Source organism: Paracidovorax wautersii, from assembly GCF_031453675.1.
Lineage (GTDB): Bacteria > Pseudomonadota > Gammaproteobacteria > Burkholderiales > Burkholderiaceae_C > Paracidovorax.
Genome location: NZ_JAVIZX010000001.1, coordinates 2,544,079 through 2,570,165, shown reverse-complemented (window position 1 = coordinate 2,570,165; position 26,087 = coordinate 2,544,079). Strand labels below are relative to the sequence as shown.

The 26,087-nt window shown below is 69.6% G+C and carries 22 protein-coding genes and 1 pseudogene; 16 read left to right on the top strand and 7 right to left on the bottom strand.

All coding sequences use genetic code 11. The features are described 5' to 3' along the window. The first annotated feature begins 28 nt into the window (after positions 1–28). A complete protein-coding gene (locus QE399_RS11605; RefSeq protein ID WP_309828914.1) occupies positions 29–754 on the top strand; it encodes a LytR/AlgR family response regulator transcription factor in 726 nt (241 codons plus the stop codon). Positions 755–916: 162 nt separating this feature from the next. Further along, positions 917–2,419, top strand: a complete 1,503-nt coding sequence (locus tag QE399_RS11600; protein ID WP_405043556.1) for a lyase family protein — start codon at positions 917–919, stop codon at positions 2,417–2,419. Between the two features lie 255 nt (positions 2,420–2,674). On the opposite strand, the gene QE399_RS11595 is transcribed toward QE399_RS11600, so the two are convergent. Both QE399_RS11595 and QE399_RS11590 read right to left on the bottom strand, forming a co-directional pair. Continuing rightward, entirely contained in the window at positions 2,675–3,607 is a 933-nt protein-coding gene (locus QE399_RS11595) for a ZIP family metal transporter (RefSeq protein WP_309828912.1), read from the bottom strand. A gap of 168 nt (positions 3,608–3,775) precedes the next feature. After that, positions 3,776–4,672, bottom strand: a complete 897-nt coding sequence (locus QE399_RS11590) for a dienelactone hydrolase family protein (RefSeq protein WP_309828910.1) — start codon at positions 4,670–4,672, stop codon at positions 3,776–3,778. Positions 4,673–5,095: 423 nt separating this feature from the next. Here QE399_RS11590 and QE399_RS11585 point away from each other — a divergent pair, with 423 nt between their 5' ends. From QE399_RS11585 to QE399_RS11560, 6 genes are all read left to right on the top strand, one after another. Further along, a complete protein-coding gene (locus QE399_RS11585; RefSeq protein WP_309828908.1) occupies positions 5,096–5,632 on the top strand; it encodes a GbsR/MarR family transcriptional regulator in 537 nt (178 codons plus the stop codon). A gap of 87 nt (positions 5,633–5,719) precedes the next feature. After that, positions 5,720–6,169: a thiol-disulfide oxidoreductase DCC family protein gene (locus QE399_RS11580; protein WP_309828905.1), complete on the top strand. Its 450-nt coding sequence runs from the start codon at positions 5,720–5,722 to the stop codon at positions 6,167–6,169. A gap of 33 nt (positions 6,170–6,202) precedes the next feature. Further along, entirely contained in the window at positions 6,203–6,625 is a 423-nt protein-coding gene (locus QE399_RS11575) for a hypothetical protein (protein WP_309828904.1), read from the top strand. 1 nt (position 6,626) lies between these two features. Beyond that, positions 6,627–7,520: an NAD-dependent epimerase/dehydratase family protein gene (locus QE399_RS11570; protein ID WP_309828903.1), complete on the top strand. Its 894-nt coding sequence runs from the start codon at positions 6,627–6,629 to the stop codon at positions 7,518–7,520. 274 nt (positions 7,521–7,794) lie between these two features. Then, complete coding sequence (locus QE399_RS11565) at positions 7,795–8,172, top strand: DoxX-like family protein (protein WP_309832044.1); 378 nt, start codon at positions 7,795–7,797, stop codon at positions 8,170–8,172. Positions 8,173–8,186: 14 nt separating this feature from the next. Beyond that, positions 8,187–8,663, top strand: a complete 477-nt coding sequence (locus QE399_RS11560; protein WP_309828902.1) for a DUF2269 family protein — start codon at positions 8,187–8,189, stop codon at positions 8,661–8,663. Here QE399_RS11560 and QE399_RS11555 read toward each other — a convergent pair. Continuing rightward, positions 8,627–9,436, bottom strand: coding sequence for an aspartate/glutamate racemase family protein (locus QE399_RS11555; RefSeq protein ID WP_309828900.1), 810 nt, complete (start codon positions 9,434–9,436; stop codon positions 8,627–8,629). The genes QE399_RS11560 and QE399_RS11555 overlap by 37 nt on opposite strands. A 41-nt stretch (positions 9,437–9,477) precedes the next feature. Beyond that, complete coding sequence (locus QE399_RS11550; RefSeq protein ID WP_309828898.1) at positions 9,478–10,362, bottom strand: transporter substrate-binding domain-containing protein; 885 nt, start codon at positions 10,360–10,362, stop codon at positions 9,478–9,480. Positions 10,363–10,656: 294 nt separating this feature from the next. Here QE399_RS11550 and QE399_RS11545 point away from each other — a divergent pair, with 294 nt between their 5' ends. Beyond that, positions 10,657–11,883, top strand: coding sequence for a D-amino acid dehydrogenase (locus tag QE399_RS11545; protein WP_309828896.1), 1,227 nt, complete (start codon positions 10,657–10,659; stop codon positions 11,881–11,883). Between the two features lie 7 nt (positions 11,884–11,890). Here the strand turns inward: QE399_RS11545 and QE399_RS11540 are convergent, their stop codons facing one another. Both QE399_RS11540 and polA read right to left on the bottom strand, forming a co-directional pair. Then, positions 11,891–12,817 carry a LysR substrate-binding domain-containing protein gene (locus QE399_RS11540; RefSeq protein WP_309828894.1) on the bottom strand — a complete coding sequence of 309 codons (927 nt, stop codon included), beginning with the start codon at positions 12,815–12,817 and terminating at the stop codon, positions 11,891–11,893. Between the two features lie 85 nt (positions 12,818–12,902). Continuing rightward, on the bottom strand, positions 12,903–15,680 hold the full coding sequence (polA, locus tag QE399_RS11535; protein WP_309828893.1) for a DNA polymerase I: 2,778 nt from the start codon (positions 15,678–15,680) through the stop codon (positions 12,903–12,905). Between the two features lie 84 nt (positions 15,681–15,764). Between polA and QE399_RS11530 the strand changes: the two genes are divergently transcribed. From QE399_RS11530 to QE399_RS11520, 3 genes are all read left to right on the top strand, one after another. Next, positions 15,765–16,124 carry a hypothetical protein gene (locus QE399_RS11530; RefSeq protein WP_309828891.1) on the top strand — a complete coding sequence of 120 codons (360 nt, stop codon included), beginning with the start codon at positions 15,765–15,767 and terminating at the stop codon, positions 16,122–16,124. Between the two features lie 111 nt (positions 16,125–16,235). Continuing rightward, entirely contained in the window at positions 16,236–17,186 is a 951-nt protein-coding gene (locus QE399_RS11525) for a homoserine kinase (RefSeq protein ID WP_309828889.1), read from the top strand. A gap of 161 nt (positions 17,187–17,347) precedes the next feature. Beyond that, positions 17,348–18,166: a BPSS1780 family membrane protein gene (locus QE399_RS11520; RefSeq protein ID WP_309828887.1), complete on the top strand. Its 819-nt coding sequence runs from the start codon at positions 17,348–17,350 to the stop codon at positions 18,164–18,166. Positions 18,167–18,264: 98 nt separating this feature from the next. Here QE399_RS11520 and QE399_RS11515 read toward each other — a convergent pair. Then, a pseudogene (locus tag QE399_RS11515) lies at positions 18,265–20,501 on the bottom strand (PhoX family protein). Positions 20,502–20,843: 342 nt separating this feature from the next. On the opposite strand from QE399_RS11515, the gene QE399_RS11510 reads away from it, so the two are divergent. From QE399_RS11510 to QE399_RS11495, 4 genes are all read left to right on the top strand, one after another. Continuing rightward, positions 20,844–22,049, top strand: a complete 1,206-nt coding sequence (locus tag QE399_RS11510; protein WP_309828886.1) for an imelysin family protein — start codon at positions 20,844–20,846, stop codon at positions 22,047–22,049. A 241-nt stretch (positions 22,050–22,290) separates the two neighbouring features. After that, positions 22,291–23,697 carry a di-heme oxidoreductase family protein gene (locus QE399_RS11505; protein ID WP_309832042.1) on the top strand — a complete coding sequence of 469 codons (1,407 nt, stop codon included), beginning with the start codon at positions 22,291–22,293 and terminating at the stop codon, positions 23,695–23,697. Next, positions 23,694–24,803 carry an imelysin family protein gene (locus QE399_RS11500; RefSeq protein ID WP_309828884.1) on the top strand — a complete coding sequence of 370 codons (1,110 nt, stop codon included), beginning with the start codon at positions 23,694–23,696 and terminating at the stop codon, positions 24,801–24,803. Before QE399_RS11505 ends, QE399_RS11500 begins: the two co-directional genes overlap by 4 nt. A 7-nt stretch (positions 24,804–24,810) precedes the next feature. Continuing rightward, positions 24,811–25,971: a DUF1513 domain-containing protein gene (locus tag QE399_RS11495; RefSeq protein ID WP_309828882.1), complete on the top strand. Its 1,161-nt coding sequence runs from the start codon at positions 24,811–24,813 to the stop codon at positions 25,969–25,971. The last annotated feature ends 116 nt before the right edge of the window (positions 25,972–26,087 follow it).

Below are 26,087 nucleotides of genomic sequence, written 5' to 3'. Positions count from 1 at the left end.
GTCCCCACTGTCCGACGAGCCCGACACCATGCACATCCTCATCGTGGACGACGAAGCCCTGGCCCGCAGCCGCCTGCGCATGTTGCTGGGCGACTGCGCCGAGCCGCATGCCGTAGTGGAAGCCGCCGACGCCGACGCCGCCCTGGCCATGCTGCGCACCGGCCAGCCGGTGGACGCCGTGCTGCTGGACATCCACATGCCCGGCATGGACGGCCTGGCCCTGGCCCAGGCACTGCGCAGCCTGCCGCAGCCACCGGCCATCGTCTTCGTGACCGCCCATGCCGACCATGCCGTGAGCGCGTTCGAACTGGACGCCGTGGACTACCTGACCAAGCCCGTGCGGCTGGAGCGGCTGCAGCAGGCGCTGGCCAAGGTGCAGCGCGCGCGCGCCACGCCGGCCCCCGCGCCGGGAGCGGACGAGGCCCTGCTGATCCAGGACCGGGGCCGCACCGAGCGCGTGCCGCTGCCTGAAGTGCTGTACCTGAAGGCCGAGCTGAAGTACGTCACCGTGCGCACGGCCCTGCGCAGCTACATCCTCGACGGCTCGCTGGCGGAGCTGGAGGCGCGCCACGCCGCCCTCTTCCTGCGCGTGCACCGCAATGCGCTGGTGGCCCGGCGCGCCATCCGCGCGCTGGAGAAGCACTACGACGCCGAAGAGGGCGAAGGCTGGGCCGTGCGCCTGCACGGGCTGGCCGAGCCGCTGGCCGTCTCCCGCCGGCAGGTGGCGGCGGTGCGCGAGGTGCTGGCGCGCTGAGCGCCCCAGCCTGTTCCCTCCGCCCTGCTTCCGCAGGCGGGGCCGCATGCACGCACAATGGCGGGGCGCCGCTCCGCGCATTCGGCATCCGCGTACGTGCGAACGGGTCGTGGGCACGGGGGTAGCGCTACACAACATACCCCAGCAGGAGACAAACACCCCATGCCCCCACTGCCGTTGCGCGCCTTCGCCGCGCTCGCCCTGTCCATGCACCTCGCCACCGCACCGGCCCAGGCCGCCCCCGTCCAGGACGAATTCTTCTGGCTCGGAGAAATCAACAAGGCCAGCGCCGTCATCAACACCGAGGAAGGCCTGCTCGACAAATCCATCGCCCCGCTGGCCTACCAGGGCATCAGCAAGGTGCTGGCCGACGGCAACCGCCCGGGCGGCAAGCGGCCCAACCTGGTGATCACCTTCGAGCCGCTGATGATCGAGGCCGCCGGCCCGCAGATCACGCTGCTGCACGCCGGCCGCTCCAGCCAGGACATGCTCTCCACCGTGCGCTCGGCCCTGCTGCGCGAGGAGATGCTGCGCCTGGCCGAGGCGCTGAACCAGACCACGGCCACCATGGTGCGGCTGGCCGGGCAGCACCAGTCCACCATCGTGCCCAACTACACCAACGGCGTGGCGGCGCAGCCCAACAGCTACGGCCACTACCTGCTGGGCCTGGCCAGCGGGCTGGACCGCGACGCCCAGCGCATCCGCGAGGCCTATGCCCGCATTGACCGCTCGCCCATGGGCACCACGGTGCTCAACGGCACGAGCTGGCCGCTCAACCGCCAGCGCATGGCGGACTACCTCGGCTTCGCCGCCACGGTGGACAACGCCTACGACGCGGCGCAGGTCTCGGCCGTGGACCAGCCCGTGGAGGCCGGCGCCATCGTCATGGCGATCGCCCTGCACGCCGGCACCTTCATCGAGGACGTGATGACGCAGTATGCGCAGCCCCGTCCGTGGATCCTGCTGCAGGAGGGGGGCGGGAACACCTATGTGTCCAGCGCCATGCCGCAAAAGCGCAACCCCGGCCTGCTCAACAGCACGCGGCGCGACGCCTCGCAGGCGCTCACGCTGGGCATGGGCGCAGCCATCCAGGCGCACAACATTCCGCCTGGCATGCAGGACCCGAAGGAGACCAGCACCAACGTCGCCATGGTGCGCAGCGCCATCACCGTGCTCCAGCGCTGGGACCGCATCCTGAATGCGCTGGTCATCGACCCGCAGCGCGCGCTGGAAGAGCTCAACAACGACTGGACGGCGTCACAGGAGCTGGCGGACGTGCTGATGCGCAAGTACAAGCTGCCCTTCCGGGTGGGCCACCACTTCGCGTCGGAAGTGGTGAGCTACGCCAAGGCCAGGGACATCAAGCCCCTGGACTTCCCGTATGCCGAGGCGCGCCGCATCTACGCCGCATCGGTGCATGGCTCGGAATTCCCCGCGCAGCTGCCCATGGACGAGGCCGAGTTCCGCGCCACGCTGGACCCGGTGGCCATCATCCAGCACCGCGCCACCGCCGGCGGCCCGCAGCCCGCCGAGATGGCCCGCATGCTCAAGGCCGCACAGGACCGCGTGGACCAGCAGTCCGCCTGGATCGGCGCCCAGCGCGCCCGCATCACCAGCAGCCTGGCCCGCCTGGACCGCGACTTCGAGAAGCTGGCGCCGCGCTGACGCCTGACGCTCCGGCGAAGACTGGTCTGGTGCCAGCCGTGCGCGCGACGCGGGGCGAACATAGCCGAAGGCTGAAAGGAACAGCGGGCGCAGTGAGCCGGCCAGCCATAGTGCAAGGCTTCTGACTCCGCACGGCCCGTCCCAGCAGCAGCCGAGCAAGGGCCGCCCCGCAGCGAGGGCTGCGCCCCCCTGCCCGCCGTGCGCAGCACGGCGAGAGCGGGGGGAAGCGGCGCAGCCGCTCAGGGGGGTGTCACCTCAATGCGCATGGGCCAGCCCGCTGACCAGCGTGACCACCGCCATGCCCGCCACCAGCCAGGCGATCTGGGCCAGGGTCTGCGCCGCGCTCAGGCGCTTTTGCAGCTGCGGGATCAAATCGGCCAGCGCCACGTAGACGAAGCTGCTGGATGCGATGGCCAGGAAATACGGCAGCCAGTCCTGCAGCTGCCCGACCAGGTAGTAGCCGACGATGCCGCCCAGCGCGGTGACGGCCCCGGCCAGCGACACCTTGAGCAGGGCGACGCGGCGGTTGCTGCTGGTCTGGCGCAGCACCACCAGATCGCCCATGTGGTGCGGCACCTCGTGCGCCAGCACCGACACCGCGGCGATCAGGCCCAGGCGGATGTCCGCCATGAAGGCCGACGCGATCAGGATGCCGTCGCCGAAGCAGTGCACGCTGTCACCCGTCAGCAGGGCCCAGCCGCCGGCGCGCGGGGCATGGTGGTGATGGTGGTGGTGATGCCCGTTTGCCGAGGCGGCATGCGCGTGACTGTGGTCATGGTTATGGCCGTGGTGGTCATTCTCGCCATGGGCATGGACGTGCCCGTGGGGCGGCCCGGCATGGGATGCCGTGGCCGGCGCATGGGGAACAGGGGGGACCGGGGCCGCATGGCTGTGCGCATGCTCATGGCCGTGGTGCCACAGCTCGGCCTTGTCGAGCAGGAAGAAGAACACCAGGCCGACCAGCAACGTGGCGAACAGGTCGTGCGCGCCGGCCTGGCTCTCGAACGCCTCGGGCAACAGGTGCATGAACGCCGTGGCCAGCAGGGCACCGGCGGCCAGGCTCAGCAGGTGCTGCGGCCCGACTCGATTCCCTTGCCCGCCCATTCCGGCCCGCATGAGCAACGCCGCCACCCAGACGCTGCCGATACCCGCCGCCAGCGTGGCCAGAATGATTGCTACCAATGTCATAGCTACTTGCGCTTTCCCTGTATGGCCTCTGGCCTGTTTTCACTCTAAATCCCGTACCTGCGGCCGCCACCACGCCCGCCCGCCCGGCCAGTGCAACAAAAAAAGCCCCGAAGGGCTTGTGCGGCACGGCGGCCGTGCGAGGTGGGAAGGGCGCCGGGCGCCCCGCCCTCAGGCCACGCCGTGGATCTTGAACCACTCCAGCGCGCGCTTCCATCCGTCCTCGGCCGCTTCCTTGCGGAAACTCGGCCGGTAGTCGGCGTGGAAGGCGTGCGGCGCTTCGCGGTACACCACGAACTCCGACGCCTTCGCTGCGGCAGAGCCCTCTTTCAGGGCCGTTTGCATCTTAGCAACCGTGTCAAGGGGGATGCCGCTGTCCTGGCCACCGTACAGACCCAGCACCGGCGCCTTGAGGCGGGCAGCGACGTCCACCGGGTGCACCGGCGTGTTCGGGCCGGCTTGGCCGACGAGCCGGCCGTACCACGCCACGCCGGCCTTGACCGGGCCATGCGCCGCATACAGCCAGGTGATGCGGCCGCCCCAGCAGAAACCGGTGATGCCCACCTTCTTCAGGTTGCCGCCATGCGCGCCGGCCCACTTTACCGTGGCGTCCAGATCGGCCATCACCTGCGCGTCGGGCACCTTGGAAACCAGTTCGCTCTGCAGCTTGGCGATCTCGGTGTACTGCGACGGGTCGCCCTGGCGGGCATACATCTCAGGCGCGATCGCCAGGAAGCCGGCCTTGGCGAAGCGGCGGCAGGTGTCGGCGATGTAATCGTGCACGCCGAAGATCTCCTGAATCACCAGCACCACCGGCAGCCCCGTCTTGCCGGCCGGCGCCGCGCGGTAGGCGGGCATCTGGAAGCCGCCGCTGTCGATGGTCACCCGGCCGGCGGTCAGCCCGTCGGCCGGCGTCTGGATGGCCGTCTGCGCCATGATGGGCATGGCTGCCGCGGCATAGCCCACGCCCAGCCCCACGCGCAGGGCGGTGCGGCGGTTGGCGCCGGCTTCGGTGCTCCGGCCCGGCACGAGGGCGTCGAAGTCTTTCTTGAGGTCGTCATCCAGCATGGTGAATCTCCTGGGTTGAAAGAGGCAGCAGCGTAAGAACCTGTTCAAAGTCTTTTCGGGGTCGCGCAAGCCCCTTGCCGGGAGGGGATGCAAGGCGCGGTGCGCAGTCTATAGCCCCGCTATGGACCAGCGCCGCAACGCCGCAGACCGCCCGGCAAAGGGCTTGCCCGAAGGGTTGGAGTGAAATCGGGCGATTGGACGCCCCGGCTGCTTGCATGGGCACGAGCCCATGCGGCGCACCCGGAGCATCCACTCCTCCCGATTGCACCCAACGCGATCCCCGAAAAGACTTTGAACAGGTTCTCAGAGTCTACGGGCTTGCCCGCCACCGCGCTTGCCGGACAAACGTCACACCACGCAAAACACCGGATCAGCAAATAATTTCTCTATTGACAGAAATTTCAGAAAGCCTACGATGCGGCCATGCAATTGACAGACACCGCCCGCCGCTTCGTCGTCCACTGGGGAGAAATGGGAACCGCCTGGGGCGTGAACCGCACCGTCGCACAGATCCATGCCCTGCTCTTCTTCCACGGCCGCCCCCTGCATGCTGAAGAGCTCTGCGAGACGCTGGGCGTGGCGCGCTCCAACGTGAGCAACAGCCTCAAGGAACTGCTCAACTGGAACCTCATCCGCACCACCCATGTACTGGGAGACCGGCGCGACTATTTCGAGACGTCGACCGATGTGTGGGAGTTGTTCCGCACCGTGGTCCGGGAGCGCAAGGAGCGTGAATTCGACCCCACCGTCCGCATGCTGCGCGACCTGGTGGCCCAGCCGGGCTTTGCCGACGAGGCGGCGGATGCGCAGGACCGGGTGCGCGAGACGCTGCAGCTGATGCAGTCGCTGGGCGTGTGGGCCGACGAGATGCTGCGACTGACCCCGTCCACGCTCGACAAGGTGCTGCGCATGGGCGCCAGCGTGCAGAAGTTCGTCCGAGGGGACGCCGACAAGCGCTGACAGGCACCCCTTTTTTTTTGATAGCGAATTTCAGTTTTTACAGAAATTTCAAGCAACCGCCCTGTTTTTCTTCTGAAGGAGCCACCCATGTCTTCGCAGACGTATCCGCTCACGCTGTACTACGACTCGCACTGCCCGCTGTGCGTGGCGGAGATGGACCACCTGCGGCACCGGGACGCTGCCGGCCAGCTCCGCTTCAGCGACATCTGGGCGCCGGACTTCGAAGGCCCGCCCGCGGGCTGCACGCAGCAGGATCTGCTCACGCTCATCCATGCCCGCTGCGCCGACGGCACGGTGGTCCGCGGCGTCGAGGTGTTCCGCCGCGCCTATGAAGCCGTGGGCCTGGGCTGGGTGACGCACGCCACGCGGTGGCCGCTGCTGGGCCGCCTGGCCGATGCGGCCTACCCCGTGCTGGCACGCAACCGGCACCGCATTCCGCGCCCCCTGGTGCAAGCACTGTTCACGCCGGCCTTGCGCCGAGCGGCCGAAGCTGCCGCCGCGAGGCGCTGCCCTGCCGATGGCGGCTGCCGGCTCTGACACCAGCAACCTCTCTGTCCCAAGGAGTCCACCATGAACCCCACCGCCTTCCTCCTGAGCCTCGGCGTGGCCATCGCCGCCCCCCTGGCCGTGCTGCACTACCTTATCCCCGCGCTACGGCGTGCCTCCGCCACCACGGACCCGTGCGAAGCCGGTAACAGCCTGGACTTCTGGCTGGCCGCACTGCGCTGGCTGGCCATCCTCGGCACGGTGATGCTGGTGCTGAGCTTCGGCGAGTTCCGGGAAGGCGCCGACTTGCTCACCGTGCTGCGACGCACCCTCTGGCTGGTGGCGGCTGGTCTGTTCGTGTCGGTGGCGGTCATGGCCCGCGCCGTCTGGCACACGCTGGACACGCGGGAACGGCAGCGCCAGCAGGAAAGGCTGCTGCGGGCCTCGTTGCCCGCCGTGGGGCGCGCACCGGCATCGGCCCACGGCCATCGCGCTCAGGAGGCCTGACATGCACGTCCTCCTCACCGGAGCGCAGGGTTTCATCGGTCGCCGCATCCACCAGGCCCTGCTGGCGGCCGGCCACACCGTGCGCTGCGGCGTTTCGCCGCGTTCCGCAGCGGGCGCCACGGAGGCTGTGCCTACGGACTTTGCCCGCGACACCACGGCTGCCGCATGGCTGCCCCGGCTGGCCGGCATCGACGCCGTGGTGAATGCAGTCGGCGTGCTGCGCGATACCGCCAGCCGCCCGATCGACGCGGTCCACCGCGACACGCCCATCGCCCTCTTCGACGCCTGCGCACAGGCCGGCGTGCGGCGGGTAGTACAGATCTCCGCTTTGGGTGTGGAGCACGGCAAGACCCGATACGCCGAAACCAAACGCGCGGCGGATGCGCATCTGCTGTCCCTGCAGGCGCAAGGCGCCTTGTCGGCGGCGGTGGTGCGTCCCAGCATTGTCTTCGGCCGCGGCGGCGACAGCAGTGCGCTGTTCATGCAACTGGCCCGGCTGCCGGTGCTCAGCCTGCCACGGCCCGTGCTGCGCGCCCAGGTACAGCCGGTGGCCGTGGGCGATCTGGCAGACGGCATTGCCGCGCTGCTCGGGCCGCACGGCAGCGTGCAAGGCACGGTGGTCTTCACCGGTCCGCAGGCATTGCCCTTGGCGGCCTTCATCGCCAGCCTGCGCCGCCAGACCGGCCACGGCCCCGCGCGCATCCTGGCCCTGCCCGACTGGCTCACGCAGCTCAGCGCCCGTGCCGGCGACCTCGTGCCCGTAGCGCCGTGGTGCACCGAGACGCTGGCGCTGCTGCAGCAAGACAACGTGGGCGATGCCGCGGTGCTGCGCTCCCTGATCACCGGTGAAGCCGTGCATCCCGATCACATGGTCGCCGCGGCGTGGGCTACTTAGAACGTGTTTGCGATCTCGCAGGGGTCGCGTTGGAGCGCAATCGGGATGAGTGGAGGCTTTGGGGTGCGCCGCATGGGCTCGTGCCCATGCAAGTAGCCGGGGCCTCCAATCGCCCGATTTCGCTCCATCCCGAAGGGCAGCGGTGTGGGCGGACGGTCTGCGGCGTTGCGGCGCTGGTGGATAGCAAAGGCTATCCACTGCGCACCGCGCCTTGCATCCCATTCCGCCCACACCGCTGCGCAACCCCTGGGAGATCGCCAACACGTTCTTACGCATGAACGCCCGCGACCATCGCCTGCTGCGCTTCAGCCTGGTGGCCGTGTGGCTGGGCACGGCCGTGGCCAGCGCCATCGAATGGCAGGGCGCGAGCCAGGCGCTGCTGGTGCAGGCGGGCCTGCAATCACCTGCGTGGATGCAGATCTGGATTTGGGGCGGCATCGCCGCCGACGCAGCGGTGGGTATCGCGCTGTGGCGGTGGCCGGGCCGGGCGGCCTATGCGGCGGCGCTGGTCTTGATGGCTGCGATGACGGCCATCGCCACCGCGCTACTGCCCGGGCTCTGGCTCGATCCGCTGGGCCCGCTGCTCAAGAACCTGCCCATTGCGGCACTGCTGGCCGTGCTGTGGCGCAACGGGGCGACTCCCACACCGTAGACCGATAGCGCACCATGAACACCTACCTGCTGCTCAAGTGGATCCATATCGTCTCCAGCGTGCTGCTGGTGGGCACCGGGCTCGGCTCGGCCTTCTACCTGTTCTTTGCCAACCGCAGCGGTAGCGTGCAGGCGCAGGCGGTGGTGGCCCGGCTGGTGGTGCGGGCGGATACATGGTTCACCACACCGGCCGGCATCATCCAGCCGGTGACCGGCGTGGCCATGGCGTCCATGGCCGGCTGGCCGCTCACCACGCCCTGGCTGGCGCTGTCCGTCGGGCTGTACGTGCTGGCCGGGCTGTGCTGGCTGCCCGTGCTCTGGCTGCAGTGGCGCATGGCCGCCATGGCCCGCACCGCTGCGGATGCCGGTGCGCCACTGCCGGCGCCCTACGCCCGCTACGCGCGCTGGTGGGAGGCGCTCGGCTACCCGGCCTTCGTCGCCATGCTGGCCGTGTACTACCTGATGGTGGCCAAGCCCGCCCTCTGGGGTTGATGCAGCACGGCCGGCAGGCCGGCGGCGGGCGCATACGCCTCGCGCGCGAGGGCTTCGGCCAGCACCTGGGCCGGGTTGAGCAGCGGCACGCCGGCATCGGCGGCGTCGAGGGCCAGCGGAATCTCGGTGCAGCCCAGGATCAGCATCTGGGCCCCGCCCTCTTCGCCCAAAGCCCGCGACACTTCGGCAAAGCAGCGGCGCGCCAGCGGCAGATCACCGGCCTTCACCCCGTCGTAGATGCCGCGCATCAGCAGCGCGCGGTGCGCCGCACCGGGTTCCACGCAGACGATGCCGGCCCGCTGCAGCGGCTGGGGATACAGGCCCGTCCGGTAGGTGCCCTCCGTGGCGAGCAGGCCCACGCGCTGCACTCCCTGCACGCCCAGCACGGTCGCCACCTCGCGCACCGCGTGCAGTACCTGCAGGTGCGGAAACCGCGCCTGCAGCAGCCCGTGCCAGGCATGGGCCGTATTGCAAGCGATGGCCAGCACCTGCGCACCCAGCGCAGCCAGCCGCCCCGTGGCCTGCAGCAGCGCATCGCCCGGCTGGTGGGCGCCCGGCGATCCGTTCTGCAGCGCGGCCGTGCGGTCGGGCACGGGCACCTGGGCCAGCCAGTGCTCAGGGTAGGCCTGGTCGGTCACGGGCAGGCCCAGCGCCTGCATGCGTGCGGTGCAGGCCTGAACGAACAATCGCACGAAGTCGGCGCCGGCTGCCGGGCCCATGCCGCCCAGGATGCCCACCGTGCGCGGCCGGGCCGCTGGCGGGACTGGCACCACCGGGCCCGGTGCCCGCGGCGGCCTTTCGGCACAAGCGACCATCACACCGCCGGCTTGTCGCTCTGCGCGGTCAGGTTGTCGCGCAGTTCCTTGGGCATGGGCAGGCCCAGCGCTTGGTTCTTCGGTGGAATGGGCTGCAGGAACCAGCGGTTGTAGAGCTTTTCGAACTCGCCGGACTTCATCATTCCGCCGATCACGCCATTGACCAGCGCCTGGAACTGCGGATCGTCCTTGCGCAGCATGCAGCCGTAGGGCTCGACCTGCAGCGCATCGCCCACCACATCCCAATCGCCGGGGTTGGTCGCGTTGCTCTTGAGGCCGTACAGCAGGATGTCGTCCATCGCGAATGCCAGGGCCCGGCCGGTGTCGACCAGCAGCATGGCGTCGTTGTGATCCTTGCCCAGCACGATGTCCATGTCGAGGTTGTTGTCCCGGTTGTACTTGCGGATGACCTGGGCATTGGTGGTGCCGGACGTGCTGGCCACGGTCTTCCTGGCCAGGTCGGCGTAGTTGGCCACGCCGGACGACTTCTTCACCAGCAGCCGGGTGCCCGTGTAGAAGTGGTTGATGGCGAACTGCACGTCCTTGCCACGCGCCGTGTTGTTGGTGGTGGAGCCGCATTCCAGGTCCACCGTGCCATTGGTGACGAGCGGTATGCGGTTCTGCGAGGTGACCGCCTGCAGCTCGACCTTGATGTCGGACTTGTTCAGCTTCTTCTTCACCGCATCGACCACGGCGTTGGAGATGTCGACCGAGAAGCCGATGGGCGTGCCCGCCCCGGCCAGGTAGCTGAAGGGCACCGAGGACTCGCGGTAGGCCAGCGTGATCTTGCCGCTGTCGGCGATCTTCTTCAGGGTGTCGGCGTGGGCGGCAGTGCAGACGAGCAGGCCGCAGGCGAGTGCGACGGCAGGAACACGGAACTTCATGACGACTCCTTCGGGGGTGGGTGGAATAGGCCAGCGCCGCGGGGCGCAACGCAGGAACGCACTGTAGGAACCCGAGGCAGGTTTGAACAATTCATTCCAGGGGCATGGCCATGTCCAAAAGTTATGGCCACCGTCCCCCGGACAGGGCGTGCAAGCAAGGGCCGCGCCCGTCCACCGGGTCGGCCCTGCTCCATAACCTGCATGCATGCCCCATGCGCCATTCGGCATTTGTCGGCCGCAGGGCGCGCCGCCTACAGTGCCCCTGCGCATACCGCGCCGGAGGATCGGATCGTCATGCATGTGTGTGTTCTGGGGGCAGGCATCGTGGGGCTGGCCACGGCCTATGAGCTGCAGCGGCAGGGCCTGCAGGTGACCGTGCTGGACCGGGCAGCTCCCGGCAGTGGCGCGAGCGGCGGCAACGGCGGGCAGCTGAGCTACAGCTACGTGCAGCCGCTAGCCGACGCGGGCATCTGGGCGCAGCTGCCTACGCTGCTGCTGTCGCCCCGCTCGCCACTGAAACTGCGCCCTCAATGGGATCTGCAGCAGTGGCGCTGGGGCCTGGAATTTTTGCGAGCCTGCAACGGGCGCACCTCGCGCCGCACCACCCAGGCGCTGCTGGCGCTGGCAGCGCACAGCCGCGCGGGGTTCGAGCGCATGCTGGCGGCCGAAACGCTGGCCTGCGATTTCAGCCGCACCGGCAAGCTGGTGCTGTACGCCACACCCCAAGGCCTGGCGGCCGCCCAGCGGCAGCTGGACCTGCAGCGCGGTTGGGGCAGCGTGCAGGAGGCCGTGTCCCCCCAGCGCTGCGTGGAACTGGAACCTGCGCTGGGCCGGTATGCACGCCACATCGCCGGCGCCATCCACACGCCCAGCGAGTGCGCGGCCGACTGCCAGCAGGTCTGCGAGGGGCTGCATGCGCGGCTGGCCGCACGGGGCGTGCGCTTCGCGCCGCCGCAGGCGCTGCGGGGACTGGAGCGGCGCGGCGGGCGCATCGTGGCGGCGCACACGACGGCAGGCTCCATCGAGGCCGACAGCTTCGTCCTTGCGCTGGGCAGCGGCAGCGCGGCCGTGGCGCGGGGCATCGGCCTGCGCCTGCCGGTCTACCCCCTCAAGGGTTACAGCATCACCGTGGACGCGCCAACGGGCGCGCAGTGGGCACCGCAAGTGAGCATCACCGATGCGGCGCGCAAGGTGGTCTTTGCGCGGCTGGGCAACCGGCTGCGCGTGGCCGGCATGGCGGAGCTGGTGGGTGACGATGCCCGCGTCCCGCCGGCCCGCATCGCCATCCTGCGGGCCGCCGTGCGCGATGTGCTGGGGCACGCCGTGCCCGAGGATGCCGAGGTGCGGCCATGGACCGGCATGCGCCCCGCCACCCCCACCGGACTGCCTCTGTACGGGAGGCATGCCAGCGGGCCCGACAACCTGTGGCTCAACACGGGCCACGGCGCGCTGGGCTTCACGCTGGCCTTCGGTACGGCGCAGGCGGTAGCCACCGGGATCGCGGACGCCGCGCGGGGCTGACGGCCGCTCATGCCGGCCCAGCCAGGCCGCAATCGCTCAGGGTCTGCTGCACCGCCTGCTGCATGCAGCGGGCCATGGCGTCTGCCAGCAGCGACGCCGGCCGGTTGGCCAGGCGCAGCAGGACCACCGGCACGGGCATGCGGGGCTCCAGCTCCAGCACATCCACCTTGCGGCGGTCGGCGGAGGCGGCAGTGCACGCATCCACCAACGCCACGCCCACGCCGTGGTGCGCCAGGGCCAGGGCCGCGTGGTAGGTCTGCACCGTGACGGCCGTCTGCAGGCCCACTTCGGCCTCGCGGCAGGCCAGGCCCAACAGGGCGCCCAGCGGGTCGGTCACCATCAGCCGGATGACCGGTGTCTGCACCAGATCGGACAGATGCACGCGGCCTGCCTGCACCAGCGCGGGGGGCAGCAGCCCCCGCGGCGCCACGCACACCATGCGCGCCTCGCTCAGCACCTGCTGGGCCAGCGCCGGGTGCGCCGGCGCGCTGTAGGCAAAGCCCAGGTCCGCCTCCTGCAGCACCAAGGCCGAGACGATCTGCGGCGAATGCAGGGCATCGATGGTCACATCCACTCCAGGGTGCAGGGCCCGGAAGGCCTTGAGAGCGCGCGGCATCACCTCGTGGCTCAGCGCCAGCACGCTCAGGATGTGCAGTTCGCCCTCGCGCTGCTGGCCGCGCAGGCCGGCAGCCAGGCGCTGCACCTCGTCCAGCTGGTTGAACAGGCGCTCGATGTGCGGGTACAGCGTCTGTGCCTCGCGCGTGGGCACGAGGCGCCCCTTGTGCCGGTGGAACAGCGCAAAGCCCAGCTGCAGCTCCGCATGCGCGAGGATGCGGCTGACCGCGGGCTGGGTGACGTTGATGAGCCGTGCGGCAGCGCTCACGCTGCCGGTGAGCATCACGGCGTTGAAGACTTCGATGTGGCGCAGGCGCATGGCGCTATCTTGCAACGAGCGCGCCAGCCTGCAGCAGAACGCACACGCTGGCGCTGCGGCAAGCTCTCAGAACGTGTTGACGATCTCAGTGCGCCTTGTCCCAGTTGGGCCCCACGCCCACTTCGGCCAGCAGGGGCACCTTGAGATCGGCCACGCCGGCCATGAGGCGGGGCACCTCGGTGCGTACCCAATCCACCTCGGACTCGGGCAGCTCGAACACCAGTTCATCGTGCACCTGCATGATCATGAGGATGCCCGGCTTTTCGGCGTCCAGCACGTCCTGCACGGCCACCATGGCCTTCTTGATCAGGTCGGCGGCCGTGCCCTGCATGGGGGCATTGATGGCCGCGCGTTCCGCGCCGCTGCGGCGCGGGCCGTTGGGCGAGTTGATCTCGGGCAGGTACAGGCGCCGGCCGAAGACGGTCTCCACATAGCCGTTGGCCTTGGCGGCGGCCTTGGTCTCGTCCATGTAGCGCCGCACGCCCGGGTATTGCTGGAAGTAGCTGTCGATGTAGGCGGCCGCCACCTTGGTCTCGATGCCCAGGTTCTTCGCCAGCCCGAAGCTGCTCATGCCGTAGATCAGGCCGAAGTTGATGACCTTGGCGTAGCGGCGTTGCTCGCTGCTGACCTGGCTCACGTCCACGCCGAACACCTCGGCCGCCGTGGCGCGGTGCACGTCCAGGCCGTTGGTGAAGGCGTCCAGCAGCGACTGGTCGCCGCTCAGGTGCGCCATGATGCGCAGCTCGATCTGGCTGTAGTCGGCACTGGCGATCACGCGGCCCGGCGGCGCCACGAAGGCCTCGCGCACGCGGCGGCCTTCGGCCGTGCGGATGGGAATGTTCTGCAGGTTGGGGTCGTTGCTCGACAGGCGCCCCGTCACCGCCACGGCCTGCGCGTAGTGCGTGTGCACGCGGCCCGTGACCGGGTTGGCCAGTTGCGCCAGCTTGTCGGTGTAGGTGCCCTTGAGCTTGGAGAGGCTGCGGTGCTCCAGCAGCTTGGCGGGCAGCGGATAGTCCTCGGCCAGCTTCTCCAGCACCTCTTCGTCGGTACTGCGGGCGCCGGTCGCGGTCTTCTTGACCACGGGCATGCCCAGCTTGTCGAAGAAGATCTCGCCCAGTTGCTTGGGCGAGCCCAGGTTGAACGGCTGGCCCGCGATGTCGTAGGCCTCCTGCTCCAGTTGCAGGATGCGCTGGCCCAGCTCATGGCTCTGCGTGGCCAGCGTAGCGGCGTCGATCAGCACGCCGTTGCGTTCGATGCGAAAAAGCCGCTCGCTGCTGGCCATTTCCAGCTCGTAGATGCCCCGCAGCTTCTCGTCCGCCTGCAGCAAGGGCCACAGCACGCGGTGCACATCCAGCGTCTGGTCGGAGTCTTCGCACGAATACGCTGCGGCCTTGTCCACCTCCACCTGGGCGAACGGAATCTGCTTGGCGCCCTTGCCGCACAGGTCTTCGTAGCTGATGCCGGTGCGGCCCGTGTGGCGCTCGGCCAGGCTGGCCAGCCCGTGGGGCTTGTGCACCTCCAGCACATAGCTTTGCAGCATGGTGTCGTGTGCATAGCCCCGCACATCGATGCCGTGGTTCTTGAACACGTGGCGGTCGTACTTGATGTGCTGGCCCAGCTTTGGCCGGGTGGCATCTTCCAGCCAGGGCTTCAGGCGTGCCAGCACTTCGCCCAGCGGCAGCTGTTCCGGTGCGTCGGGGCCGGAGTGCTGCAGCGGCACGTACGCCGCCGTGCCGGGCTCCACGCTGAAGCTGATGCCCACGATCTCGGCGCGCAGCTCGTCCAGCGAAGTCGTCTCGGTGTCGATGGCTGCCAGCTCCGCAGACTGCAGCCGGGCCAGCCAGCGGTCGAAGTCCTCCCAGGTCAGGATGGTGTCGTACGCCACCTTCCGGCCCTGGGCCGCCTCGGCGACGAAGGTGGCCTCGGGCGACGCGAACAGGTCGCCGCTCGCGCCGGACGGCACAGCGGCCGGGGCGGCGGCAGATTCCAGCGAGCGCGCCAGGCCCTTGAAGCCATACTTCTGATAGAAATCCCGCAGCGCAACCGTCTCTTCTGCGCCGACAGCTATCTCATCGATAGCAGGCAGGCCGGCCACATGGCCTGCCAGATCGCAGTCGGTCTTGATGGTGACGAGCTGCCGGCCCTTGGGCAGCCACTCCAGCGCGCCGCGCAGGTTCTCGCCCGCCACGCCCTTGATCTCGCCGGCACGCGCGAGCAGGTTGTCGAGGGAGCCGTATTCGTTGAGCCACTTGGCCGCCGTCTTGGGCCCGACCTTGGGCACGCCGGGCACGTTGTCCACGGTGTCGCCCACCAGCGTCTGGTAGTCCACCATCAGCGAGGGCGGCACGCCGAACTCGGCCGTCACGCCCGCTACGTCGCGGCGCTTGCCGTTCATGGTGTCGATGATGGTGATGTGCTCGTTCACCAGCTGCGACAGGTCCTTGTCGCCGCTGGAGACGATGACCTCGATGCCCTGCGCCGCCGCGCAGGCGGCCAGCGTGCCGATGACGTCGTCCGCCTCCACGCCGGGCACGCAGACCACCGGCCAGCCCAGCAGGCGCACCACCTGGTGGATGGGCTCGATCTGCGAGCGCAGGTCGTCGGGCATGGGAGCGCGGTGCGCCTTGTATTCAGGGTACAGCGCGTCGCGGAAGGTGGGGCCGCTGGCGTCGAACACGCAGGCGGCGTACTGCGCCGGGTATTCCCGCTTCAGCGCCTGCAGCATGTTCACCATGCCGCGGATGGCGCCAGTGGCCGGGCTGGTGGGGTCGCCCGGCACGGCCCGCAGGTCGGGCATGGCGTGGAAGGCGCGGTACAGATAGCTGGAGCCGTCCACCAGCACCAAAGTCTTGGGTTTGCTCATGCCGTGGATTGTGCACTCCGGCTTTCATGCCAGCCGTGCGGCGTCCTACGGCTGGGCGGGGCAGACGCAGCCTACAATCCCGCCATGCGCGCCGCCCACACCCTCCTCCTTCTGGCCCTGGCTTCCGGCCCGGCTCTGGCCCAGACTGCCAGCCAAAACAGCTCCCAGCCCAATACTGGCGAGCGCCAGGCGCTCCTGGAACAGGAGCAACGCGGTGACCGCCAGAACCAACGCGTGGAGCGCATCCAGGTGGAGGACGAAGGCAGCCGCGTGAACGAACTGCGCGTGGGCGGCCAGACCCGTTCCATCACCGTGCAGCCCAAGGTGGGCACCATGCCCGAGTACGAGGTGCAGTCGTCCGACGGCGTCCGCTCGCGTGCCGGCAGCCGCAGCGGCGCCGAGACGGTGACCGGCCCGCGCGTCTGGAACGTCGGCCGCTTCTGACCGGGCCACGGCCACAGCGGGCCGCCCGCTGCGCCCGTCCTCTTCTGCTTCTTCCGCCTCCCCGCCCGCGCACTGCGTCGCGCTGACCGTTTTCCGCTGACCGATCGATCGATGGCCGTTTTCACCGAAGTCTCTCCCACCGAGGCCAGCGATCTGCTGCGCCGCCTGCAGCTGGGCACCCTGACCGACCTGCGCGGCATCGAGGGCGGCATCGAGAACACCAACTACTTCGCCACCACCGACCAGGGCGAGTACGTGCTGACCCTGTTCGAGCGCCTGTCCGCCGCCCAGCTGCCGTTCTACCTGCACCTCATGAAGCACCTGGCGCACGCCGGCATTCCCGTGCCCGACCCGCAAGCGGACCAGGACGGCGACATCCTGCACACCGTGGCCGGCAAACCCGCCGCCGTGGTCAACAAGCTGCGCGGCAAGAGCCAGCTGGCGCCCCAGCCCGTGCACTGCGCGGCCCTCGGCACCCTGCTCGCGCGCATGCACCTCGCCGGCCGCGACTTCGACCGCCGGCAGCCCAACCTGCGCGGCCTGGCGTGGTGGAACGAGACCGTGCCCGTGGTGCTGCCGCACCTGGACGCGGGCCAGGCCGCCTTGCTGCAATCCGAACTGGCCTACCAGAACCATGTCGCAGCCTCGTCCGCCTATGCGGCCCTGCCGCGCGGTCCCGTCCATGCCGACCTGTTCCGCGACAACGCCATGTTCGACGGCGAGGAGCTCACCGGCTTCTTCGACTTCTACTTCGCCGGGGTCGACACCTGGCTGTTCGACCTGGCCGTGTGCCTGAACGACTGGTGCATCGATCTGGCCACCGGCGCCCACGATGCCGCACGCGCCACAGCGCTGCTGCAGGCCTACCAGGCCGTGCGCCCGCTCTCTGCAGACGAGCGTGCGCTGCTGCCGGCCATGCTGCGGGCCGGAGCGCTGCGCTTCTGGATCTCCCGCCTGTGGGACTTCCACCTGCCGCGCGAAGCCGCCATGCTCACCCCGCACGACCCGACGCACTTCGAGCGCGTGCTGCGCCAGCGGCTGGCCCATCCGGTCCACGCCTGAGAACGTGGTCACGATCTTCCAGTGGCCGCGCGAGATCGCGAACACGTTCTGAGCTCCGCCCAAAGGCCCCGTGCCACGGCGCTCTCCGGCCACTGCGGTAAATTCACCGACCACGCACCGTCCCTGCGCCCGGCAGGGATGCGCTTCACGACCACCACCTCATGAAACTGCACATCGTCCCCGCTCGCACGGGTCTGGAATGGGTTCGCCTCGGCATCCGCGCCTTCTGGCGCCAGCCGCTGGCCCTGGCGGCGCTGTTCTTCATGACCATGACGGCCATGTCGCTGGCCTCCATGCTGCCGCTCGTCGGCCCGGCCGTCGCGCTGGCGCTGCTGCCGTCGGCCACCCTGGCCATGATGGTCGCGGCCGCGGAGACGACGCTCGGCCGCTTCCCCACGCCCGCCCTGCTGCTGGTGGCGTTCCGCACCGGCCAGCAGCGGCTGCGCGCCATGCTGACGCTGGGCGCCCTGTACGCCGTGGGCTTTCTGGCCGTGATGGGGCTGTCGGCCCTGGTGGACGGCGGTCAGTTCGCCCGGGTCTACCTGGGCGGCGCGCCCCTGACGCCCGAACTCGCGCAGAGCGGGGAATTCCAGGCCGCCATGTGGCTGTCGCTGGCGCTGTACCTGCCGCTGTCGCTGCTGTTCTGGCACGCACCCGGGCTGGTGCACTGGCACAACATCCCGCCGGTGAAGGCGCTGTTCTTCAGCATCGTGGCCTGCCTGCGCAACTTCGGCGCGTTCACGGTGTACGGGCTTTCCTGGATGGGGGTGTTCCTCGGCGCGGGCATCGTCGTGAGCGTGCTCATGACCTTGCTGACGCTGGTCGGGCTGGGCACCGTGGCCAGCAGCGGCATTCTGGTGGCCACGGCGCTGATGCTGGCCGGCATGTTCTTCACCTCGGTCGTGTTCACCTTCCGCGACAGCTTCGAAGCGCCTGAACCGGCGACGCCCGAACCTGCGGAAGACGTCCGCCTGGACTGAACGGCCGGGTTGATCCGGGGCCGCGCACAGCAGCGGCAACCACAAGACAAGAAAAAAAGGGCGGCCACGGGGCCGCCCTTTTTGCTGCGCGCTGGAACTCAGACGCCGACCAGGCCGCCGTCGTTGCGCGTGATCACCACCGTGGCCGAGCGGGGGCGCGAGGTGCCGCCGTCGGGCCAGTGGCTCTGGTACTTGGTGGCGTCGCCGATGTCCGCGTCCTTGGTGTCTTCACCGGGATGCTGGATGTTGACGAACACCGCCCGCCCGTCGCCCGATTCGGCGATGCCGGTGATCTCGCAACCCTTGGGGCCCACCAGGAAGCGCTGCAGCTGCGTGTCCTTCTCGCCCGGCTTGGCACCGACGATGGTGTCCTGCGTGCGGCTCGTGGCTCCGCTCACGTTGGTGATGGTCTGCTTGGCACCGTCGCCCACCTTGCCCGGCACCGCGGCCAGCAGCATGCAGTTGGTCACGTCGGTATAGGCGCCGTCATCGGTTTCCAGCCATGCCAGGCCCGGCGTGGCGTGGCTGAACCACAGGCCGTCGGGGCTGGAGAAGTCGTTGTCGGCGCTGAGACCCGAGATGTTGATGTTCGCCGACGCCGTGGAGCGTGCGCCGAACAGGTACACGTCCCAGGCCAGCGTGGTGCCGGCGTTGCCGCCGCTGTCCGCGAAGCGCACGATGTGGCCGTTGGGGTTGCCGATCTGCGCCGTCGCGCCCTTGGGGTCGTTGTAGAAGCGCGGGTTGGCGGCATCGGTCTTGTCGATGGGGCGCGAAGCGGCATTGGTGTTGGTGAGGGTCACGTACACCTCGCCCGTCTTCGGGTTGACGGCCGTCCACTCGGGGCGGTCCATCTTGGTCGCGCCCACCACATCGGCCGCCAGACGTGCATGGATCAGCACGTCGGCCTGGTCGGCGAAGGCGTAGTTGGCCGCCGAGGCCGTGATGCCGTTCTTGCCGAAGGCCAGCTCCACCCACTCGCCCGTGCCATCGGCGTTGAACTTGGCCACGTACAGCTTGCCGTCGTCCATGTACTTGTCGCCGGCGGCCAGGCCGCCCGTGGCGTCGGCCGGGTCCCAATTGCGGTTGGAGACGAACTTGTAGATGTACTCGTTGCGGGCGTCGTCGCCCATGTACCAGACCAGCGGCTTGCCGGCTTCCACCGTGCCCAAGCAGGCGCCTTCGTGGCCGCAGCGGCCCAGGGCCGTGCGCTTGCGCGGCGTGCTGGTGGGACTGAAGGGGTCGATCTCCACCACCCAGCCGTAGGTGTTGTGGGCGTTGCGGTAGTCGTTCACCGCCGTGGCGCCGGTGACATCGAGGTTCCACCGGTCGAAGGTGTCCTGCTCGGTCGAATCAGCAGCGCCCTGCGTCGTGCCCCACAGACCGTAGAAGGCCTGCGGACCCACGCCGTAGCGCTTGATGGCGGCCAGTTCCTTGGCGGTGCGCCGGGCGTCGTCGGTGGCCGGCGTGCGCGAGAAGTACCCGTACCAGTTCTCTTCGCAGGTGAGGTAGGTGCCCCAGGGCGTGGTGCCGTTGGCGCAGTTGTTGACCGTGCCGCGCGTGCCCGTGCCGGCGGGGGAGTAGCGGGTCTTGACGTAGTCCGTGCCGCGCACGGGGCCGGACAGCTCCATCGGCGTCAGCGTGTGCACGCGGCGGTTGAAGGTGGAGTCCTGCTTGTAGGTCCACTTGCCGTCGGCGCCCTTGTTCGTCTCGATCACGCTCACGCCGTGCAGGAAGAACTCGCGGCGCACTTCGCTGGCCACCGTGCGAACGCCGCCCACCACCGTGCGGCCGGCGGGGTGCAGGAACACGGGGGTCAGGGACTCGTGGTTCATCACCAGCAGGCCGCGGTTTCCGGCCTTGGCATCCCAGGCGCCGTTGGTGCCGACACCGAACCAGGTCATGCCGTCGTGGTGGTCGCCGGCGCGGCGGTCGTAGGTGGCCGGATCGTCCGTACCGTCGTTCTTGTAGGCGGCCACGCCCGCGGCGATCGGATCGCCCAGGCGGTACAGCACGCTGGCGGTGTAGCCGGCGGGGGGACGATCACGGCGTCCGCCAGGCTCTTGGCCACCGGGTTGAAGCTCAGCTTGACGCCGGCCGGCGCTGGAGCGGGGGCGGGCGCCGGTGCAGGCGCGGGGGCCGGAGCCGGTGCTGGGGCAGCCACCGGGTCATCGCTGCCGCCACCGCAAGCCGCCAGGGACATGCTGCCCAGCATCGCACCGCCCGCCGTGGCAGCGCTGCGCCGCAGCAGGTTGCGGCGGCTCAGCCGCTCCTCCACCAGGGTCGAGAACGACGGGTTGCTGGTGGAGTTGTAGCCGATGTCATCGGGATCGATCATGGAAGTCCTCGTGGGTGGGTAGGTTGTGCAAACCACGGGAGCGTAGAAACCGCCGATGACGTCGGCGTGAAGCTTCCGTGACATCCGCAAGACACCCCGCTGCCGCGCTATCCCTTGCACGGCGACAGAGATTGAAAGATGCAAATAAATCGCATTCATATAATCACCCGCGCCATGAACCGACCGGCAGTGCAGCCCCGCGCGCACCACCCAGCGTCAGGTTCGCCCTCCCCTCCCGGCCCCTCCCGTTCCACGCAACGCGTGGCATCGGCATGCCGCTGCCCGCGGCAGCACATGCGCTACGGGCCCGCCACCGCCACCTTTCGTTCCAGGAGACATTGCATGACAAGCCACCTCTTCAAGACCACCGCCATCGCCGCCGTGCTGGCCACGTGCACGCTGGGCCCGATGGCGCTGGCGCAGCAGGCTCCCCAGGCGGCGGCCACGACCGCCCAGCAGCCGGTCACGGCCAACGCCGTGGCCACGCACTACGCCACGCTGGTGCATGCCAACTACCTCGACACACTGAACAGCGCCAAGGCCATGCAGACCGCGATCAAGGCGTTCACCGCCAAGCCGTCGGCGGAGACGCTGGCCGAAGCCCGCAAGACTTGGCTGGCCGCCCGCGAGTTCTACGGCCAGACCGAAGCCTTCCGGTTCTATGGCGGCCCGATCGACGACGACAACGGCCCCGAAGGCCAGCTCAATGCCTGGCCGATGGATGAGTCGTATGTGGACAGCGTGGAAGGCAAGCCCGATTCAGGCCTGATCAACAACCGCAAGTTCGCCATCACCAAGAAGGCCCTGGCCGCGCAGAACGAGCGCGGCGGCGAGGAGAACATCGCCACGGGCTGGCATGCCATCGAGTTCTTCCTGTGGGGCCAGGACCTGTCCGAGACCGGCCCGGGCGATCGCAATTTCGAGGACTTCGTGGACGGCAAGGCCAAGAACGCCGACCGCCGCCGCCAGTACCTGAACGTGGTGACCGAGCTGCTCATCGACGACCTGACCTTCCTGGTGAAGGCCTGGGATCCGAAGGCCAAGAACAACTACCGCGCCCAGTTCGTCAAGGGTGGTCAGGAGTCGGTGCGCAAGATGCTGGTGGGCCTGGGTTCGCTGTCGCGCGGCGAACTGGCCGGCGAGCGGCTGGAGGTGGCGCTGAACAGCCAGGACCAGGAAGACGAGCATTCGTGCTTCTCGGACAACACCCACCGCGACGCGGTCACCAATGCCCAGGGCATCCAGAACGTGTGGCTGGGCGAGTACAAGCGCGCCGATGGCAGCGTCGTCAAGGGTGCCTCGCTGCGCGACCTCGTCGTCGCCAAGGATGCGGCGCTGGCGGACAAGACCTCCAAACAGATTGCCGCCTCGGTGCAGGCTGCGGAAGGCATCCAGGCCCCCTTCGACCGTGAGATCATCGGCGGCAACGATGCTCCCGGCCGCCTGCGCATCCAGAAGACCATCGACAGCCTGACGCAGCAAAGCAAGGACCTGGTCGAGGCCGCCAACGCCATCGGCATCACCAAGCTGACGCTGGTGCAGCCCTGAACATGCGACAACCCCCTGAGCGGCTGCGCCGCTTCCCCCTTCTCTCGCACCGCTGCGCGATGCGGGAAGGGGGACGCCGCCAGCGCGGCGGGGCGGCCCTTGCGCGGCGGCCACTGGCGCGGCCGCGCCCTCCCCATTCGCGGTGACCTGACTTAGGCGCCGTCACATCGACATGCTTTCACCTGCCCCCTACCGTCGCCAAGCTTGGCGCTTGTTCTTAGCCAGTGCCGGCGTATTCACTATGGGCGGGCTCACGGCGGCCACGGATGCGGATCCGCTGGGCGAGAAGACCGGTGGCGACACCACCGTGTACGCCACGGGCCGCAACGCCTTTTCGTTCCCTGCCGCGAACCTGGAGGATCCGGAGCGCACGCGCTTCGTGATCGGCAACTCGTTCTTCCGCCGCAACTGGGTGGAGGCACCGGCCTCCACCAAGGCGCGCGACGGGCTCGGACCGCACTTCATCGCGCGCTCCTGCGGCGGCTGCCACGTGCAGGACGGCCGCGGCGAGCCGCCGGAGATCTTCAACCGCCTGGGCGAGACCCGGGACCCGACGGTGGCGCTGCTCATGCGCCTGTCGATTCCCGGTGCCGACGCACACGGCGGGCCCAAGCACGACCCGGTGTATGGCGACCAGTTCAACAACGCGGCCATCACCGGGGTCAAGCCCGAAGGCCGCGTGACGCTGCGCTACGAGACCCTCAATGGCCGGTTCGCCGACGGCACCCCCTACAGCCTGCTGAAGCCCCACTACGGCTTTGCCGACCTGGGCTACGGACCGATGCACAAGGACGTGATGGTCAGTCCGCGCATCGCGCCGCAGATCATCGGTGTGGGTCTGCTGGAGGCCATCGACGAAGCGGACATCCTCGCCAATGCGGCGGACCAGGCCCGGGCCGGCGGCCTCATCCGCGGCGTGCCCAACCGCGTGTGGGACGCGCCGTCCGGCAAGATGCTGATCGGCCGCTTCGGCTGGAAAGGCAACGTGGCCACCATCGCCCACCAGACCGGCGGCGCCTTCCAGGGCGACATGGGCATCACCTCGCGCCACTTCCCTGCCGAGACCTGTACCCCCGCACAGAAGGACTGCCTCGCCGCGCCCAGCGGCAAGAGCGCCGGCACCAAGGGCCAGCCCGGCGTGGAGATCGACGACAAGACCTTCGACGACGTGGTGTTCTACCAGGCCACGCTGGCCCCGCCGGCCCGCCGCAACACCAACGATGCGCAGGTGCTGCGCGGCCAGGCGCTGTTCGCCCAGGCCCAGTGCGCCACCTGCCACCGGCCGAGCTACGTGACCAAGAGCGGGCCCAATGAGGGCGTGTTCCCGCGCCTGACCAGCAAGGCCCTGCACGGCCAGCGCATCTGGCCCTATACCGACATGCTGCTGCACGACATGGGCGAGGCGCTGGCCGACAACCGCCCCGACTTCGCCGCCAGCGGACGGCAGTGGAAGACCCCGCCGCTGTGGGGCACCGGCCTCATCAAGGACGTGAACGGCCACACCCGCCTGCTGCACGACGGCCGCGCCCGCGGCGTGCTGGAGGCTGTGCTGTGGCATGGCGGCGAGGCCGAGGGCGCCAAGCAGAATGTGCTGAAAATGGACCAGGCCGAGCGCGATGCGCTGGTCAAGTTCGTGGAGTCTCTATGACCGTTGTTCCCTCCCCATCTGCCGTCCGGCGCCTGGGTTGCGCCGCCCTGTGGGCCGCGGGCGCCCTGCTCGCGCCCTTAGCGAACGCCCAGAGCCAATGGCGCCAGGACGCCGTGCCGTTCTACGACACCACGCATGCGCTGCAAGGCCTGTATGCCCACTGGGGCCAGCCCCGCTCGGCCGACTTTGCCCAGGTATCGCAGGCCTTGCCAGCGGCACTGCGCGCCCTGTGCGCCGCCCCGGCTGCCCAGCCGGAGGCCGCCCTGGGCGATGCGCGCACGGCGTGGCAGAAGGCCATGCTGGCCTGGGAAAGCCTCTCCGCCGTGGCCGTCGGCCCCGTGGTGTCGCGGCGCGCGCAGCGGCAGATCGATTTCGCGCCCACCCGCCCGCAGCTCATCGAGCGCGCCATCAAGACCCAGCCTCAGGGCGCGAAAGCGTTCGAGCGCGTGGGCACGCCTGCCAAGGGCCTGCCGGCGCTGGAGTGGCTGCTGTGGACGCAGCCCGTGCGGCCCGCATCGCCGGCCTGCAGCTACGCCGTCGAAGTCGCCCTGGATGTGGAGCGCGAGGCGCTGGCGCTGCAAGCCGCGTTCAAGGAGGCATCCACCACTGACTGGGGCGCCGAGGACGAGCAGGAGCGCTCCACCCAGGCCATGGGCGAGTTCATCAACCAGTGGGTGGGCGGCATCGAGCGCCTGCGCTGGGCCCACATGGAAAAGCCTCTGCGCGCCGCGAAGGGCACGCGCGCGCCCGACTACCCGCGCGCCGCCAGCGCACTGACCGCCGAGGCCTGGACGGCCGAATGGAGCACGCTGCGCACGCTGGCGGTGCTGCCCGCCGAGGCCGCCGTGCCCGCCCCGGGACAGGCGCTGGTACCGCTCGAAACCTACCTGCGCGGCCGCGGCCTGAACCCGCTGGCCGACAGGCTGGTGAAGACCACGCAGGACATCGACTCCGCCTTCTCGGCCCTGACCCGCGCCGGCCAGAACAACGGCACGCAGGTGCAGCAGGTGGCGAAGGCGCTGTCCGCCCTCAAGCGCCTGGCAGAGGCCGAGATCGCGCCCGCGCTGCAGGTGAGCATCGGCTTCTCGGATGCCGACGGGGATTGATCGGGCCATGGCGGCCTTCTCACCCCTTGTGTCGCGGCGCGGCGCCCTGGCCTGGGTCAGCGGCCTGCTGACCGCACCGATGCTCGCACGGGCGGCCGCCGAGCCGCTCCGCGCGCTGCAGCTGGCCGCCGCTTGGCAGCAGGCGGACGGCGGATACCGCATCGGGCTGCTGGCCGCGCCCGGAGCCCCCGACGCCCCCGTCAGCGTGCTGCATGAACTGGAAGTGCCCACGCGCGCGCACGGCGTGCACCCGCTGCCGGACGGCAGCATCCTGGCTACGGCACGCCGGCCCGGCGACTGGCTGCTGCGCTGGCATCCTGGCGGCGCCGACGCCGAGCCGCTCTGGCACTGGGTGGACCCCACGCGCTCGTTCAACGGCCACGTGATCGGCAGCCCCAACGGCCGCCACATCTACACGACCGAGACCGATATCGATACCGGTGCCAGCCTGGTCGCCCGGCGCGATGCGCGCAGCCTGGAGACCGAGGCCGAATGGTCCACGCACGGCATCGACGCGCATGAACTCCTCTGGGCGCCCGCGGCCGAAGGCAGCGGCGAGCGCACCCTCATCGTCGCCAACGGCGGCGTGCCCACGGCACCGGAGACCGGCCGCGTCAAGCGCGACCTGCACACCATGGATTCTTCCATCGTGCGCCTGGACGTCCGCAGCGGCGAGCTGCTGGGCCAATGGCGGCTGCAGGACCCGCGCCTGAGCCTGCGCCACCTGGCCTGGAGTACCGACCGCCGCGTGCTGGGCGTCGCCCTGCAGGCCGAGCACGACGACCTGGCGACCAGGCATTCGGCGCCCATCCTCGCCCTCTTCGACGGCCAGGCGCTGCGTGTGGCGAGCGCCCCGCAAGACGTTGCCCGCAGCATCCACGGCTACGGCGGCAGCATTGCGGCCACGGCATCGGGCTGGGCCGTGAGCTGTCCGCGGGCGAACGGCATCGCCACCTTCGCGCCGCAAGGCGCCTGGCACGGCCTGGTCGCCCTGTCCGAGGTCTGCGCGCTGGCGGTGGACCGCCAGCAGCTCTGGGCGGCGGGGGTGACGCATTCGCTGCAGGACGCACTCCAGCACCCGCAGCGCCATCCACATGCCCGCAGCCTGGACGGCGCCCGCATGGACAACCACTGGGCGGTCGCGCGCAGCGCTGCCCGGCCCACGTAGCGCGCAGCGCTACCCGCCCCACATAGCACGCGGCCCCGCTGCGCCGGCCGGAGGGACGGCCACGCCGCAGCCCGTCCAAGACACAGCCCTGGGCCCTGCGCACATTGCCGCGGTGG